Source organism: Pseudoduganella albidiflava (assembly GCF_004322755.1).
In the GTDB taxonomy this organism is placed as follows: domain Bacteria; phylum Pseudomonadota; class Gammaproteobacteria; order Burkholderiales; family Burkholderiaceae_D; genus Rugamonas; species Rugamonas albidiflava.
The window spans coordinates 1,894,538-1,907,433 of the sequence record NZ_CP036401.1; the positions used below are offsets into that span (position 1 = coordinate 1,894,538).

Genomic DNA, 12,896 nt, shown 5'->3' on the forward strand with positions numbered 1-12,896 from the left:
GGCCTGGTCCTAGAATCGAATCATCCGTCGAAGCGTTGCATTGCGCCCTGCGATCATGATCGAGACCACCGCCATCGAAGCCGATATCGAAGCCGTCCAGCAGCATCTTCCCGGCCCTTTGCCGCTGGAGCGCAAGGCCGTTGACGTGCGCGATATCGGCGTGCGGGTCGTCCAGCACGACGCCGGAGCGCAATGCATCGATGTGCCGGCGGCGCCCGAGCTGGAGATCATATGGATCGTCTCCGGAGCGGCACGGCTGGCGCATCGGGCGGAGGGAGGGGAATGGAGCGAAGCGCCGGTCGTCAAAGGCTCCTTCTGCCTGCGCCCGTCCCGGAGCCCGGCCGAGTTGCGCTGGACCGGCGTGACCGATGCGCCATTCAGGACGATGCACGTGCAGATCCCGCTGCCGCTGCTGGCGGCGGTACTGCGCGACGTTCGCGGCAAAAGGCTCGACGACATCGCGCTGCCTGATGCCCCGATCGTGCGGGACGATATTCTCGCCGCCCTGTTCGAACTGCTGCGCACGGTCCTGGCCGACCATCCGCGTCCCTGCAGGAATTTCATGCAGGGCATGGCGCAGGCAATCGCTGCGCACGTGATCCGATGCCACGTTCCCTCGGGCGTTACGCCACCCGCGCATGCGGACGGCCTGCCGGGCTGGAAGCTGCAGCGTGTCGTACGATCGATGCGCGACAGCTTGTCCGAACCCTTCGACCTGGGCAAGCTTGCCGGCGAGGCAAGCCTCAGCCCATTCCACTTCAGCCGGATGTTCAAGAAGTCGACCGGCATGTCGCCGTCGCGCTATTTCGCACGCCTGCGCATGGAGGAAGCCCGGCGCCTGCTGTGCGAAACCAGCCAACCCGTCATCGACGTGGCGTTGTCGCTCGGGTACCGCAGTCCAAGCCACTTCGCGCAGGTGTTTCGCGAGGCGACCGGCGTCTCGCCCACCGTGTACCGGCAGGGCGGGGCGGGGCATCCCGCGTCGGACCTACAGTTCGAAACCGCCGATCGTCATGCCGCCGTCGACGACGAGCAGCTGGCCATGCACGTAACTGGAAGCTGGTGACGACAGCCACAGCGCCGCTTCGGCGATCTCGCCCGGATGCGCGCCCCGTTTCGCCGGGATCGCACGGCTGGCCAGCGCGGCGAATGCCGGATTCTGCGCGCTGTTCGCGACCACCATCGGCGTCTCGGTCCAGCCCGGCGCGATCGCATTGACCCGTACGCCACGCGCGGCATTCTCCATCGCGGCCACGCGGGTCAGTCCCTGCACGCCGTGCTTCGAGGCAGCGTAGGCGCTCATGCCGGCCGGGCCGGTGATCGCCGCCACGGATGCCGTGTTGACGATGGTGCCGCCCTGGCGCAGCAGAAGCGGAATCTCGTATTTCATGCCGAGGAAGACGCTGCGCAGGTTGACACCGACCACGCGGTCGAAATCGTCCACCGGGTAGTCCTCGATGCGATGCGTGCCGCCCGTGATGCCGGCGTTGTTGAACGCCGCGTCCAGGCGTCCCTGCTCGCGGTCGATGCGTGCCAGCAGCGTCGCCACATCGTCCTCCTGCGCCACGTTGACGACCGCCGTGCGCAGTTCGCCGCCGGCTGCGCGGGCCAGGGCGTGCGTTTCTTCCAGCCCGCTCGCGTTCAGGTCGGCGGCATACACCAGCGCGCCGGCTTGCGCGAAGCGCAGCGCCGCCTCCCTGCCGATGCCGGATCCGGCGCCCGTGACCAGCACTACTTTTCCGTGAAAATCGTGTTCCATGATGTGCTCCGTTGGTGTTCGATGAATCCATCATAGGCACCCATGGAGCGCCGATAAATGGCCCGTCGCGGGAGGCACAATTCCGGCGACGGGGATAATCGCGTCAGCGCGGCGGGAACAGCTTCGCCGCGGTCTTCGCTACCAGGCCGCCCTGGTGGCGGGCGCCGGCCAGGTCGATTTCGCTGGGCTGCCGCTGGCCCTGGCCGCCGGCGATCGTCGTGGCGCCGTACGGGCTGCCGCCCACCACCTCGTCGATCGACATCTGGCCCTGGTGGCTGTAGGGCAGGCCGACGATCGTCATGCCGAAATGCAGCAGGTTGGTGATGATCGAGAACAGCGTCTGTTCCTGCCCGCCGTGCTGGGTGGCGGTGGAGGTGAACGCCGCGCCCACCTTGCCGTTCAGCGCGCCGCGCGCCCACAGGCCGCCGGTCTGGTCGAGGAAGGCCGCCATCTGGGACGGCATGCGGCCGTAGCGCGTCGGCGCGCCGATAACGATCGCATCATAGTGTTCCAGCTCCGCCACCGTGGCCACCTGGGCCTGCTGGTCGACCTTGAAGTGGGCCGATGCGGCGATCTCGTTCGGTACCGTTTCGGGCACGCGCCGGATATCGACTTCCGCTCCTTCCGCGCGGGCGCCTTCCGCGACGGCTTGCGCCATCGTTTCGATGTGGCCATACGACGAGTAATACAGGACGAGGACTTTGGGCATTGCGATCTCCGGGTGATGGGTGTCAGAAGTAACCGGCAGCGCCTTCGGGCGCCGCCGCGTCAACGGCAGTATCAGCCCTGCGTATCCCTCTGGAAATGCCCGATTGCATGGCCGGTTTGCCCGATCGTGCAATCGACCGGCCCCGGACGCGCTTCCTTGCAACGAAGCAGCAAGCGGCCGATACCGGCAGCAATATCGCGACGGGTCCCAATACTTTCCCCAGCGACACTAGGAGCACATTTGGCGTCACTCCGCTGGCGCAACTTCGCCGGCGGCACATCACTGGAGGACCACACATGCATGCGAACCTGGAACGACGCCTCGTCGACCTGCTCGACGCGGGCACCGTTGCCAACGACGTCGGCTCCTGCGGCCTGGACGGTGTCCACTTGCTGCGCAACGCCGACCTGACGACGCCGGCCGGCCGTTTCCCGGCCATCGTGATCGGCCGGTTCCACGCGGACTGCCCGGATGGCAAGCCACGGCCGCTGCAATGCCTGGTGCTGCCATCGGCACTGTCCATGGTGCCGCCCGGCTGCGCGATGGCATCGCTGGGCGTGCGCTTCGACATCGACCTGAAGGCCGCGGCGGAGATCATGCTGCTGCTGCCGGCCACTGCATCCCATGCCGGGCCGGGCGAGGGCGGCGCCGTCCCGATGGTGCTTGACGATGCGGTGGCTGACCCGCTGCTGCGCTTGCTGCAGGCGCTGCGTTCGCCCACCGACACACGCGTGCTGGGTCCGGCCATCGTGCGCGAGGTGCTGTACCGCGTGATGGTGGGCCCGCAGGGTGGGGCGGTGCATGCGGCGTTGGCCCAGCACCGCCACGCAGGGCGCGTGGGCAAGGCGCTGCGGCGCATCCATGCCGACTACCACCAGGCGGTCGACGTTCCTTCGCTGGCAGCCGAAGCCGGCATGAGCGTCACGGCATTCCACGCCCACTTCAAGGCCCTGACACTGACGACGCCGATGCAATACCTGAAGTCGACCCGGTTGCGCCATGCCCGGCTGCTGATGGCCCGCGATGGCGTCAGCGCCGCCTGCGCGTCGCGCCTGGTCGGCTACGAGAGCTGCTCCCAGTTCAGCCGCGAATTCAAGCGCCTGTTCGGCCGCAGCCCCGCCCGTGAAGCTTCCGCGCTGCGCACCACGCTGGCATGCAGCGTCCCTCCGAGTCGTTCGATTGTCATCAATATGGGAATAGTGAAGCAGTATTAATCGCATTTATCACTGCATCCTGGCCCACTACACTGATCCCATCAGCGCAGGAAACGCGCTCTCAACGACCTCAAGGAGAACACCATGAACACCACGACCAATACTGCGACCAGCACCGTCAAGTCCGTCGGCATCATCGGCGCCGGCGCCATCGGCCAGGCCATCGCCAAACAGCTCGTGCGGGCCGGCATCGACGTCATTCTCAGCAACAGCCGCGGCCCGGCGTCGCTGGCCGGTGCTGTCGACGCGCTCGGCCCACATGCCACCGCCGGCACGCCGCAACAGGCGGCGCAGGCCGACATCGTGTTCGTCAGCGTGAACTGGTCGCGCCTGGAAGAGGCGCTGGCCGGCATCGACTGGACCGGCCGCATCGTCATCGATGCCAACAACCCGGTGCTGCTGCCGGGCTACCGCCTGGCCGAACTGGGCGGACGCAATTCCAGCCAAGTGTTCGCCAGCCTGGTGCCGGGTGCCCGGGTGGTCAAGGCCTTCAACACGCTGCTGGCCGCCGTGCTGGCCAGCGACCCCCACGAAGGTGGCGGGCGCCGCGTGGTGTTCCAGTCGGGCGACGACCGCGAAGCGAAAGCCGTGGTGGCCGGCCTGATCGAACGCCTGGGTTTCGCCGGCATCGACCTGGGCAGCCTGGAAGTGGGCGGCGCGCTGCAGCAATTCCCCGGCGGCGTGCTGCCGGCGGTCAATCTCGTGAAACTGGGCTGAGCCCTTCAACGCTAGGAGCATGACATGAATACCCTTACCGACATCGGCGCCATCGCCAAGGCCGTGGTCCGCCGCAATACCGAGGAAGTGCAGGGCGGTGGCGACTTCGCGCTGTTCGACGAGCTGTTCGCCGACGATTTCGTCGACCACACGCCGCAACCGGGCGGTACGCCGGACAAGGCCGGCGCCCGCACGCTGTACGCGGCGCTGCGCCAGGCCTTCCCGGACTTCCACGCGGACATCCACTGGCAGTCCGTCGAAGGCGACCGGGTCACCACGTTCAAGACCTACCACGGCACCCACGAGGGCGTGCTGTTCGGGCTGGCGCCCACGGGCCGCAAGGTGCAGTTCGATACGGTGGACGTGATGCGCGTGCAGGATGGCCGCATCACCGAGCATTGGGGCGTGGCGCATCTCTATTCGCTGCTGCAGCAACTGAATGCACTGCCGGCCATGTTCCCGGCCGCCTGAACGACCCTCACACGACCCTCACCAGGAGAAAGCAATGAGCAACCTTTTACAGGACAAAGTCGTCATCGTCACCGGCGCCGCCAGCGGCATCGGCCGCGCCATCGCCATCTCGGCGGCCCGGCATGGCGCAAAGGCGGTGCTGGTATCGGATATCGCCGAACTGCCGCGCGAGGGGGGAACTCCCACCACCCGGGAGATCGAGGCGCTGGGCGTGGCCACGCGTTTCGTGCAGGCCGACGTGAGCCGCAAGGCCGATGTCGACCGGCTCGTCGAGGCCGCGGCGGCATTCGGCGGCGTGGACGTGATGGTGGCCAATGCCGGCATCACGGCGCGCGATGACGGCGCCGACGTGAGCGAGGAAAGCTACCGCCGCCTGATGGCCGTGAACCTGGACGGCACGCTGTTCTCGGCGCAGGCCGCGGCGCGGCAGATGAAGGCGAACGGCAAGGCCGGCAGCATCGTGCTGATGGCCAGCATGGGCGGCATCGTCGGCGCCGGCATGACGGTGGCCTATTCCACCAGCAAGGGCGGCGTGGTGCTGATGGCCAAATCGCTGGCCGATGCGCTGGGGCCGGACGCCATCCGCGTCAACGCGGTGGCGCCGGGCACGATCGACACGCACCTGCTGCGCACCGCGGCCGGCATCGCCGAGGCGGCCGAAGGCTTCCGCCAGCGCACGCCGCTGCGCCGTCTCGGCAAGCCCGAGGAGATCGGCGACGCGGTGGTCTGGCTGGGCTCCGACATGTCCAGCTACGTGACCGGTATCGCGCTGCAGGTCGATGGCGGACTGCTCGCCGTGATCTGACGTTTTACCGGCCGGCTCCCGGCAGCAAAATGCCGACAGCCGGCGCAACGGCACGGCGGACAAGCAGGCGGCGTTATCCGATGATGTCTCCATCGACATTACGGAGGACATCATGAAACACGCCGCCATGGCTTTCACCGCCGCCCTGCTGTTCGCCCCGGCCTGGGCCGCCGACCTGCGCACCGATTGCCCGCTGTCGGGCAAGGACGGCGCGGCCGCGCTGCACCGGGACTGGGTGATGACCGGATGGGAGCGTGCAGCAGGCGATCCCGAGTTCAACTTCCGGAAGGATCTCGCCCGCTGGTACGACTTCACCAGCACGGACCTGAGCCTGTTCGACGACTTCGATCCCGAACTGCGCGTGCGCACCACGGCCGACGACTACGGCAAGGTCTGGTACGGCCTGGTGCCGAAGTTCAAGAGCGTGCACCACAAGATCACCGAGGAGCCGCACGCGGTCGCCGTCGGCCCCGGCTACAGCCATTCTGTGCTGGAGTTCGTGTTCGAGGTGACGCCGAAACAGGGCGACGTCATGCACCTGGTCTCCCGCACCTCGATCCTGTGGCGCTGCACTCCCGCCGGATGGAAGATCTACAAGGAGCACAACTCGGCACGGCCAACGACGGCTGCCGCCTGGCGGAACGCCAAATGATCCGGGATGGCCGGCACCTGCGGCCGGCCTTTTTTTCAAAATAGAAAACATTCTACATTTGCGAAAGATTTGCCTACGCCAGACCCCAGGATCTCGCGATCCCGCTGCGCTCGACGACACACATGTCCCGATCCCGGTCTTTCAACCTCATGCAAGTGCTTCGTTTAACCAAACCCATCGATGAACGATCTCTCGCTTGCCACCATGCCGAGGCGGCATGATCGCCATTGCGCTCCGGCAGAACGGGTCGTTCGCGCGCCGAGAGTGCGCGTCGATATCGCTCCGGGGAGGCAGGAGCTCCCCGGCCACTGACCTGCCTATGCTTCCTGCTATGGACGCAGGTCTCACTTGCCCCATTCGGGCCCGCCATCGGTGGCGGTCTGTCCGCCATCGACCGGCAATGCCGCGCCGGTGATGAATTTCGCCTCGTCGCTGGCCAGGAAGGCGATGGCGGCGGCGACCTCCGAAGGTTCGCCCGCACGCCGCAGCGGAATGCGCTCCCAGGCCTTCTCCAGCAGGGCGTCGTCCTTCATGATTTCGCTGACCATGTCGGTGACCGTCAGTCCCGGGCAAACCGTGTTGGCACGCACGCCGGCCTTGCCGGCGTCGCACGCCACCGAGCGTGTCAGGTTCGCCACCGCCGCCTTCGCCGCGCAGTAGGCCGCATGGCTCCAGCCACCGCCGAGCGACGAGACGGAGCCCACATTGACGACCGAGCCCCGGGTCTTTTCAAGGTGCGGCAGGGCGGCGCGGATCATGTAGAACACGCTGTCCAGGTCGGCGCCGATGCACGCACGCCAGGTCTCGTCATCCGTTTCGGCGACGCTGCCGACGATGTTCGCACCGGCGTTGTTGACCAGGGTATCGAGCCGGCCGAAGCGCTCCACCGTGGCCGCCACGAGCCGTGCGCATTCGCCGCTGTCGGAGACATCGGCCGTCACGGCCAGCGTCCGGTCGGCCGGCAGTTCGGCCACGAGCTTGTGCAGCTTGTCGGCGTTGCGGCCGGCAATGACGACCCTGGCGCCTTCGGCACTGAAGCGTTTTGCCGCCGCGGCGCCGATGCCGGAACCACCGCCGGTTACCAGTACAACCTTGTTGTCGAATCGTTGCATGATGTCCTCCTTGTGAAGTTGTCGCCAAGTCATGTGGAAAGTCGGTCCCGCGGGAAGTCGGCGCCGCGCGCGGCAGGTTCCCAGTCGATGAAGTCGCGCCTCAGCGTCTCCAGCCGTTTCAGCGCCTCGTCCACCGCTTCGTTGCCGAGCAACAGGCGGCCGGGAGGCCGTTCGGCGTTGACCGCGGCGGCGATGGCCCGTGCCGCGCGGGCAGGATCGCCAGCCTGGTGGCCGACGGATTCCCGGTAGGCGCGCCGTGCCGCGCCCGCGGTCGCGTCATAGTCGGCGATGGTCGATTCCGGCTCGGCCGAAGCACCCGCCCATTCGGTGCGGAAGGCGCTCGGTTCGACCGTCATCACGTGGATGCCGAGGGGCTGGAGTTCCGTGCGCAAGGCATCCGACAGGCCTTCGACGGCGAACTTGCTGGCGCAGTAGTAGCCGACCGCCGGATAGCCGATGAAGCCGCCGATCGAGGTGAGGTTGACGATCGTTCCTGTGCGGCGCTGGCGCAGGTGGGGCAGCAGCGCGTGGATGGTGCGTGCGGTGCCGAAGAAGTTCACCTCGAACAGCGCGCGCACGTCTTCCTCGTCGCTCTCCTCGACCGCCGCGAAGTAGCCGCTGCCGGCGTTGTTGACCAGGACGTCGACATGGCCGAAGCGTTCGAGCGCCGCCGCCACGCAACGCTCGACGCTGGCCGCGTCGGTGACGTCCATCGGCAGCAGGAGCGCGTTCGGACGGTCCCTGAATTCATCGAGCTGTTCGGGCTTGCGCGCGGTCGCGACGACGCGGCGGCCACTGTCGAGCAGGTGGCGGGCCAGGCTGCGGCCGAAACCGGTCGAACAGCCGGTGATCAGCCACACTTGGGAAGGCTGCTTGTCCATGGCGGCCTCCTCAAATCGGTCGGGATTGCTCGGCGCTGCCCGGCGAACGCAGCGCGTAGCCGCGCAGGTCCGGGTCGCCGGCGCACAGGTCCGGCACGGCGGCAAGGAAGCGCGTGACGTACGGCGTGGCCATGTGGAAGTCGAAATCGCCGCGCGAGCGCCATTGCTCGAACACCAGCCAGGTGTCGGGTGCATCGATGGCCTGGCAGATCTCGTATTGCAGGTTGCCGGGTTCGGCGCGGCTGAGGGAAACCAGGGACAGCAGCGCGCTGCCCAATGCGGCCGATTGGCCCGGCCGCGCCTGGAAGCTGGCGACGTTGATCAGGATGCTCATTGGATTCTCCTTGGTGGTTGACCGTGGAGAGATCTTGCCGCCGCGTGCTGCCGCTGTCCGTCGCATGCTTGCGCGTGCTGTCGCGAATTTGCGGCGCTGCCGCGCCGCGAATCCGCTGCCGGCCGGATGAAACCGACCGGGGATAACGCTCAGGCGAAGCGGCGAGCCGCGGGGCGGGCCAGCCATTGATCGACGCTCCAGGCACCGGCACCGAATGCCACCACCTGCAGCAGGCCGCCGGCCATCGCGAAGTTCTTCAACAGATGGATCAGCTGGTTCTGGTCGCCGATGGCGCCATGGAACGCCAGGCCGGTCACGATCGAGAATCCGGCCAGCAGCGCCGCCACGGCGCGGGCCTTGATGCCGAGGGCAAGCAGCGCGCCGCCACCGAGTTCGAGGGCGATGGCGACGACCAGGCCCAGGGTGGCGAACGGCAGGCCGGCCGACTGGATGTAGCCGATCGTCGCTTCCGGCGCGGCCATCTTGCCGATGGCGCTGAAAATGAAGATGGTTGCCAGGAGCACGCGGCCGACCGCGGGGGCAACGCTGGTGGCGGCATTGGCGGCATTGGCGGCATTGGTCGACGTGGCGGCGGTGGTGGAGAAGGCCTTCATGGCGGTTCCTTTCAGTGGTGGGGGAGGGCTGCGCCGGCAGCATTGCCTGCAGCGTTGAAGCCATCTTATGCCTCCCCAATGCATCTGGATAGACTATATAAATCGATGGGATGTATCTGTTTCTTGTATTGAATACAGTATGGAGGATCAGGCAATCCGGCGCCACGAAACAGCATCGCCCGCGCCAGGCCGATCGCCTAGACTGGCCTCATTCGACATTCATGGGAGAAAATCATGGAGGACACGGCATTGCATCTGGACGGCTCCGCGGGCCCGGGCGGCAAGGCGCAGTCCACGTCACCGGTGGAGCATCCATATGCCGGCATGTGGGTGACGGCGGATGGCTACATCCGGCATGCACTGCTGGCGAACGGGCGCTACGATGAAGCGCGTGGCCGTCGCCGCAGCGCGTACCGGGGCCGCTACTGGATCGTGGGAGACCACATCGAATATCTCGATGACACGGGCTTCACGGCCGACGGCGATTTTCGCGACGGCGTGCTGTATCACGCGGGAATGGTGCTGTATCGGGAGGCATCGTAATCCCTGCTTAATTCCTGCTGAATCCCTGCTGAATCCCTGCTTGATCCGCGCTCGATCCCTGCTTCACGGCTCGTACGGATGCCGGCCACGCAGGCGCCAGGATGCGGCGATCGACGGGGAAGCGACCGGCGCACCCGAAGCGGGTAAAGCCGCGTCGCCCGGCGAGGGCGCGCGGCTTTTGACTTGCACCGGGGAGGGTGCAAGCGGCAAGCGCTGCTACAGCTGGCCGGCGGCGCGCAGCCCGGCACCGATGCGGGCAATCTCCGCTTCGCCCCGGTCCAGCGCCGCACGGCTGGTATGCACGGAGTAGTAGCCCGTCACCAGCTCGTGCGGGTGTTTCGGCGCCGAGCCCAGCACGAAGTCCGTCGCGCCCCGCGCGGTGAATGCCAGCTCGCCATTGCCTTCCTCGAACACGGCCACTTCCCGTTCCAGCGTGGTGCCCGCCGTATCGACGGCGCCGCGGCCGACCGCGATCCAGGCCACGTCATGGCCCGCCGGCGGCTGGTAGCGCCATGTTTCGCCGTCGCGCAGCGTCACGTGCAGGTAGTTGATCGGGGCGCGCGGGCGGATCGCGCTGGCCGCCTTGCCGTACTGCCCGATCACCACGCGCGCCGGGCCCTCCGACTGCACGTGTTCCGGCGCCAGGTAGATGCTCTGGGCCGGGCCGTTCTCGTCTTCCGGCGGCAGGGCAAGCCACAGCTGGAAGCCTTTCACGCCGCCGCCGTCGGCCGGCCCGCCCTCATGCCACACGCCGCCGCCGGCGCGCATCCATTCGATGCCGCCCACGGGCAGCACGCCGCGGCTGCCGGTGGTCTCGCGGTACTCCAGCGCGCCGTCCAGGATCACGGTCACGGTGGCGATGCCGGAATGCGGATGCATGCCCATCTTGTGGCGCGACGATTCGAGTTCGAACAGGTCGACGAAGACGAAGGGCTTGATCAGTTCGCCCAGGTCGCCGGGGCTGACGAAACGGGTCACGCCGCCGCGGCCGCGGCCGCTGGTGCGGTGGACGATGCCGCGTTCGGCAAGGGCTGGATGGGAAAGGTCGACACGTGCATTCATGGTGGATCTCCTGGTAGGTGTGAAGAAGTGAAGCCATCGTAGGCCCCGTCAATCGATCTGGATAGCCGATATAATTCGATACATTCAATCCAAGGAGTAGATGGGATGCTCGACGCACTGTCGCTGGACCAGTTACGTACCTTCATCGCCGCGGCGGAAGAGGGCAGCTTCTCGGCCGCCGGCCGGCGCCTGCGCCGCGCGCAGTCGGTGGTCAGCCACACGCTGGCCAACCTGGAGCTGCAGGTGGGCTTCGCACTGTTCGAGCGCACCGGGCGCTATCCGGTGCTGACGGAGCAGGGCCGGGCGCTGCTGGAAGGCGCGCGGGCCGCGGTGGGCAGCATGGATGCGTTCAAGGCGCGTGCGCGCACGCTGGCCGAGGGGCTGGAGCCGGAGCTGGCCGTGGCGGTGGATGTGATGTTCCCGATCGCTACGCTCACGGCGGCGGTGCAGGCGTTCCAGCGGCAGTTCCCGTCCACGCCGCTGCGCCTGCACGTGGAAGCGCTGGGCGCCGTGGTGCAGCCGCTGCTGGCGGGCCAGTGCCGCATCGCCATCATCGGCTCGCTGCCGGACGTGCCGGCCGACTGCGTGTCGCAATACCTGCTCGACGTGGGAGCCGTCACCGTGGTCGCGCCACAGCATCCGCTGGCACTGGTCAAGGGAGTCGTGCTGCGCGAGGTCGCCGGGCAGCACGTGCAGCTGGTGCTGACCGACCGTTCGGTGCTGACGCAGGGCCGCAACTTCGGCGTGCTGTCGGACAAGACGTGGCGGCTGGCCGACCTGGGGGCCAAGCACGCGTTCCTGCGCGCGGGGCTCGGCTGGGGCCACATGCCGCTGCACATGGTGGAAGGCGACCTGCGCGACGGCACGCTGGTGCGCATCGCGCTGGAGACCAGTCCCACCGTGGGCCCGGGCTTCTCGATGCACGCGATCCACCGCAAGGACCAGCCACCGGGGCCGGCGGGGCGCTGGTTCGTCGAACGCCTGAAGGACAGCCGGCCGGCATAGGGCCAGCCGCGGCGTTCAGCCGCGCGGTGGCCCGGGCGGCAGCGTGTACGGGCTGTCGCGGAACAGGTCGATCATCCAGTCGACGAACACGCGCACCCGCGCGCTCAGGTGCCGGTTGGCCGGGTAGACGATGCAGATCGGCACGTCCGGCCCGCGCCAGCCTTCCAGCACGGGCACCAGCGCGCCGCTGTCGACGTGGCGGCCGGAGATGAAGGCGGGCGCGTACATGATGCCCAGGCCGGCCAGCGCGGCCGACAGCAGCGCGCCGCTCTCGTTGACCGACACGAAGTGGCGCCCCTTCACCTCCACCGTTTCATCGCCGCGCGCCAGCACGACCTGCTGCGCGCGATTCGAGCCGGCGTACACGTAGCGGATCATCGTATGGTCCTGTTCCAGGTCGGCGGGGTGGGCGGGCATGCCGTGCGCTTCCAGGTAGGCCGGGCTGGCGCAGGCCACCTGCGGCAGGCTGCCCAGCTGGCGCGCGATCAGCGAAGGATCGGTGACGGTGCCGGCGCGGATCACGCAATCGACCCGTTCGCCCACCAGGTCCACCGGCCGGTCGCTGGCGCCGATGTCGACCTGCACGTCCGGGTAGCGGGCATGGAACGCGGCCAGCGAGGGAATCAGCAGCAGCGAGGCGATGGTGGTGCCCATGTCCACCCGCAGGCGTCCGCGCGGATGGCTGCGGGCGCGCGCCAGCTCGTCTTCCACCTCGTCCCATTCCTCCACCAGGCGCACCATGCGCTCGTAGTACGCCGTGCCGTCGCTGGTGGGCGAGACACGCCGCGTGGTGCGGTTCAGCAGCTTGATGCGCAGGTGCGCCTCGAGCTGCTGAACCAGCTTGGTGACGGTGTTGCGCGGCAGTTGCAGCGTATCGGCGGCGCGGGCGAAGCTGCCCGTTTCCACCACGCGCAGGAAGGTGCGGACGGCAGTGAGGTTATCCATCGGGGTGGGCGGTTCCTGGCGATCGGGTTGGCGTGAGCGCGATTATGGTCGGGATCGGCCACGCCGGCAACGG

16 protein-coding genes are annotated in these 12,896 nt (G+C 67.8%); 8 read left to right on the forward strand and 8 right to left on the reverse strand.

The window, feature by feature from the left end; genetic code table 11:
* Window positions 1-55: 55 nt before the first annotated feature.
* A complete protein-coding gene (locus EYF70_RS08135) occupies window positions 56-1,066 on the forward strand; it encodes a helix-turn-helix transcriptional regulator (RefSeq protein WP_131144944.1) in 1,011 nt (336 codons plus the stop codon).
* On the opposite strand, the gene EYF70_RS08140 is transcribed toward EYF70_RS08135, so the two are convergent.
* Together EYF70_RS08140 and wrbA are read right to left on the reverse strand one after the other, a co-directional pair.
* Window positions 989-1,759, reverse strand: a complete 771-nt coding sequence (locus EYF70_RS08140) for an SDR family NAD(P)-dependent oxidoreductase (protein WP_131144945.1) — start codon at window positions 1,757-1,759, stop codon at window positions 989-991. The two genes, EYF70_RS08135 and EYF70_RS08140, sit on opposite strands and share 78 nt — an antisense overlap.
* 103 nt (window positions 1,760-1,862) lie before the next feature.
* Window positions 1,863-2,468 carry an NAD(P)H:quinone oxidoreductase gene (wrbA, locus tag EYF70_RS08145; protein WP_131144946.1) on the reverse strand — a complete coding sequence of 202 codons (606 nt, stop codon included), beginning with the start codon at window positions 2,466-2,468 and terminating at the stop codon, window positions 1,863-1,865.
* Window positions 2,469-2,764: 296 nt separating this feature from the next.
* Between wrbA and EYF70_RS08150 the strand changes: the two genes are divergently transcribed.
* From EYF70_RS08150 to EYF70_RS08170, 5 genes are all read left to right on the forward strand, one after another.
* Window positions 2,765-3,682 carry a helix-turn-helix transcriptional regulator gene (locus EYF70_RS08150; RefSeq protein ID WP_131144947.1) on the forward strand — a complete coding sequence of 306 codons (918 nt, stop codon included), beginning with the start codon at window positions 2,765-2,767 and terminating at the stop codon, window positions 3,680-3,682.
* 84 nt (window positions 3,683-3,766) lie between these two features.
* Window positions 3,767-4,399 carry an NADPH-dependent F420 reductase gene (locus EYF70_RS08155; RefSeq protein WP_131144948.1) on the forward strand — a complete coding sequence of 211 codons (633 nt, stop codon included), beginning with the start codon at window positions 3,767-3,769 and terminating at the stop codon, window positions 4,397-4,399.
* A gap of 24 nt (window positions 4,400-4,423) precedes the next feature.
* The gene (locus EYF70_RS08160; protein WP_131144949.1) at window positions 4,424-4,870 is read left to right on the forward strand and encodes an ester cyclase; all 447 of its coding nucleotides are present in this window, start codon (window positions 4,424-4,426) and stop codon (window positions 4,868-4,870) included.
* 34 nt (window positions 4,871-4,904) lie between these two features.
* Window positions 4,905-5,675 carry an SDR family oxidoreductase gene (locus tag EYF70_RS08165; RefSeq protein WP_131144950.1) on the forward strand — a complete coding sequence of 257 codons (771 nt, stop codon included), beginning with the start codon at window positions 4,905-4,907 and terminating at the stop codon, window positions 5,673-5,675.
* Between the two features lie 112 nt (window positions 5,676-5,787).
* On the forward strand, window positions 5,788-6,327 hold the full coding sequence (locus EYF70_RS08170; protein ID WP_131144951.1) for a Cif family virulence factor: 540 nt from the start codon (window positions 5,788-5,790) through the stop codon (window positions 6,325-6,327).
* A gap of 344 nt (window positions 6,328-6,671) precedes the next feature.
* Here EYF70_RS08170 and budC read toward each other — a convergent pair whose 3' ends face one another.
* From budC to EYF70_RS08190, 4 genes are all read right to left on the reverse strand, one after another.
* Window positions 6,672-7,439 carry a meso-2,3-butanediol dehydrogenase gene (gene budC / locus EYF70_RS08175; RefSeq protein WP_131144952.1) on the reverse strand — a complete coding sequence of 256 codons (768 nt, stop codon included), beginning with the start codon at window positions 7,437-7,439 and terminating at the stop codon, window positions 6,672-6,674.
* Window positions 7,440-7,468: 29 nt separating this feature from the next.
* Window positions 7,469-8,320 (reverse strand): oxidoreductase, encoded by an 852-nt coding sequence (locus tag EYF70_RS08180; protein ID WP_131144953.1) that lies wholly within the window; start codon window positions 8,318-8,320, stop codon window positions 7,469-7,471.
* A 10-nt stretch (window positions 8,321-8,330) separates the two neighbouring features.
* Window positions 8,331-8,654, reverse strand: a complete 324-nt coding sequence (locus EYF70_RS08185; protein ID WP_131144954.1) for a putative quinol monooxygenase — start codon at window positions 8,652-8,654, stop codon at window positions 8,331-8,333.
* Window positions 8,655-8,803: 149 nt separating this feature from the next.
* Entirely contained in the window at window positions 8,804-9,268 is a 465-nt protein-coding gene (locus tag EYF70_RS08190) for a DoxX family protein (protein WP_131144955.1), read from the reverse strand.
* Between the two features lie 234 nt (window positions 9,269-9,502).
* On the opposite strand from EYF70_RS08190, the gene EYF70_RS08195 reads away from it, so the two are divergent.
* Window positions 9,503-9,811, forward strand: a complete 309-nt coding sequence (locus tag EYF70_RS08195) for an Atu4866 domain-containing protein (protein ID WP_131144956.1) — start codon at window positions 9,503-9,505, stop codon at window positions 9,809-9,811.
* 216 nt (window positions 9,812-10,027) lie between these two features.
* On the opposite strand, the gene EYF70_RS08200 is transcribed toward EYF70_RS08195, so the two are convergent.
* Entirely contained in the window at window positions 10,028-10,873 is an 846-nt protein-coding gene (locus EYF70_RS08200) for a pirin family protein (RefSeq protein WP_131144957.1), read from the reverse strand.
* Between the two features lie 105 nt (window positions 10,874-10,978).
* On the opposite strand from EYF70_RS08200, the gene EYF70_RS08205 reads away from it, so the two are divergent.
* The gene (locus EYF70_RS08205) at window positions 10,979-11,878 is read left to right on the forward strand and encodes a LysR family transcriptional regulator (protein ID WP_131144958.1); all 900 of its coding nucleotides are present in this window, start codon (window positions 10,979-10,981) and stop codon (window positions 11,876-11,878) included.
* A gap of 15 nt (window positions 11,879-11,893) precedes the next feature.
* Here the strand turns inward: EYF70_RS08205 and EYF70_RS08210 are convergent, their stop codons facing one another.
* A complete protein-coding gene (locus EYF70_RS08210; protein WP_131144959.1) occupies window positions 11,894-12,823 on the reverse strand; it encodes a LysR family transcriptional regulator in 930 nt (309 codons plus the stop codon).
* Window positions 12,824-12,896 lie beyond the last annotated feature (73 nt).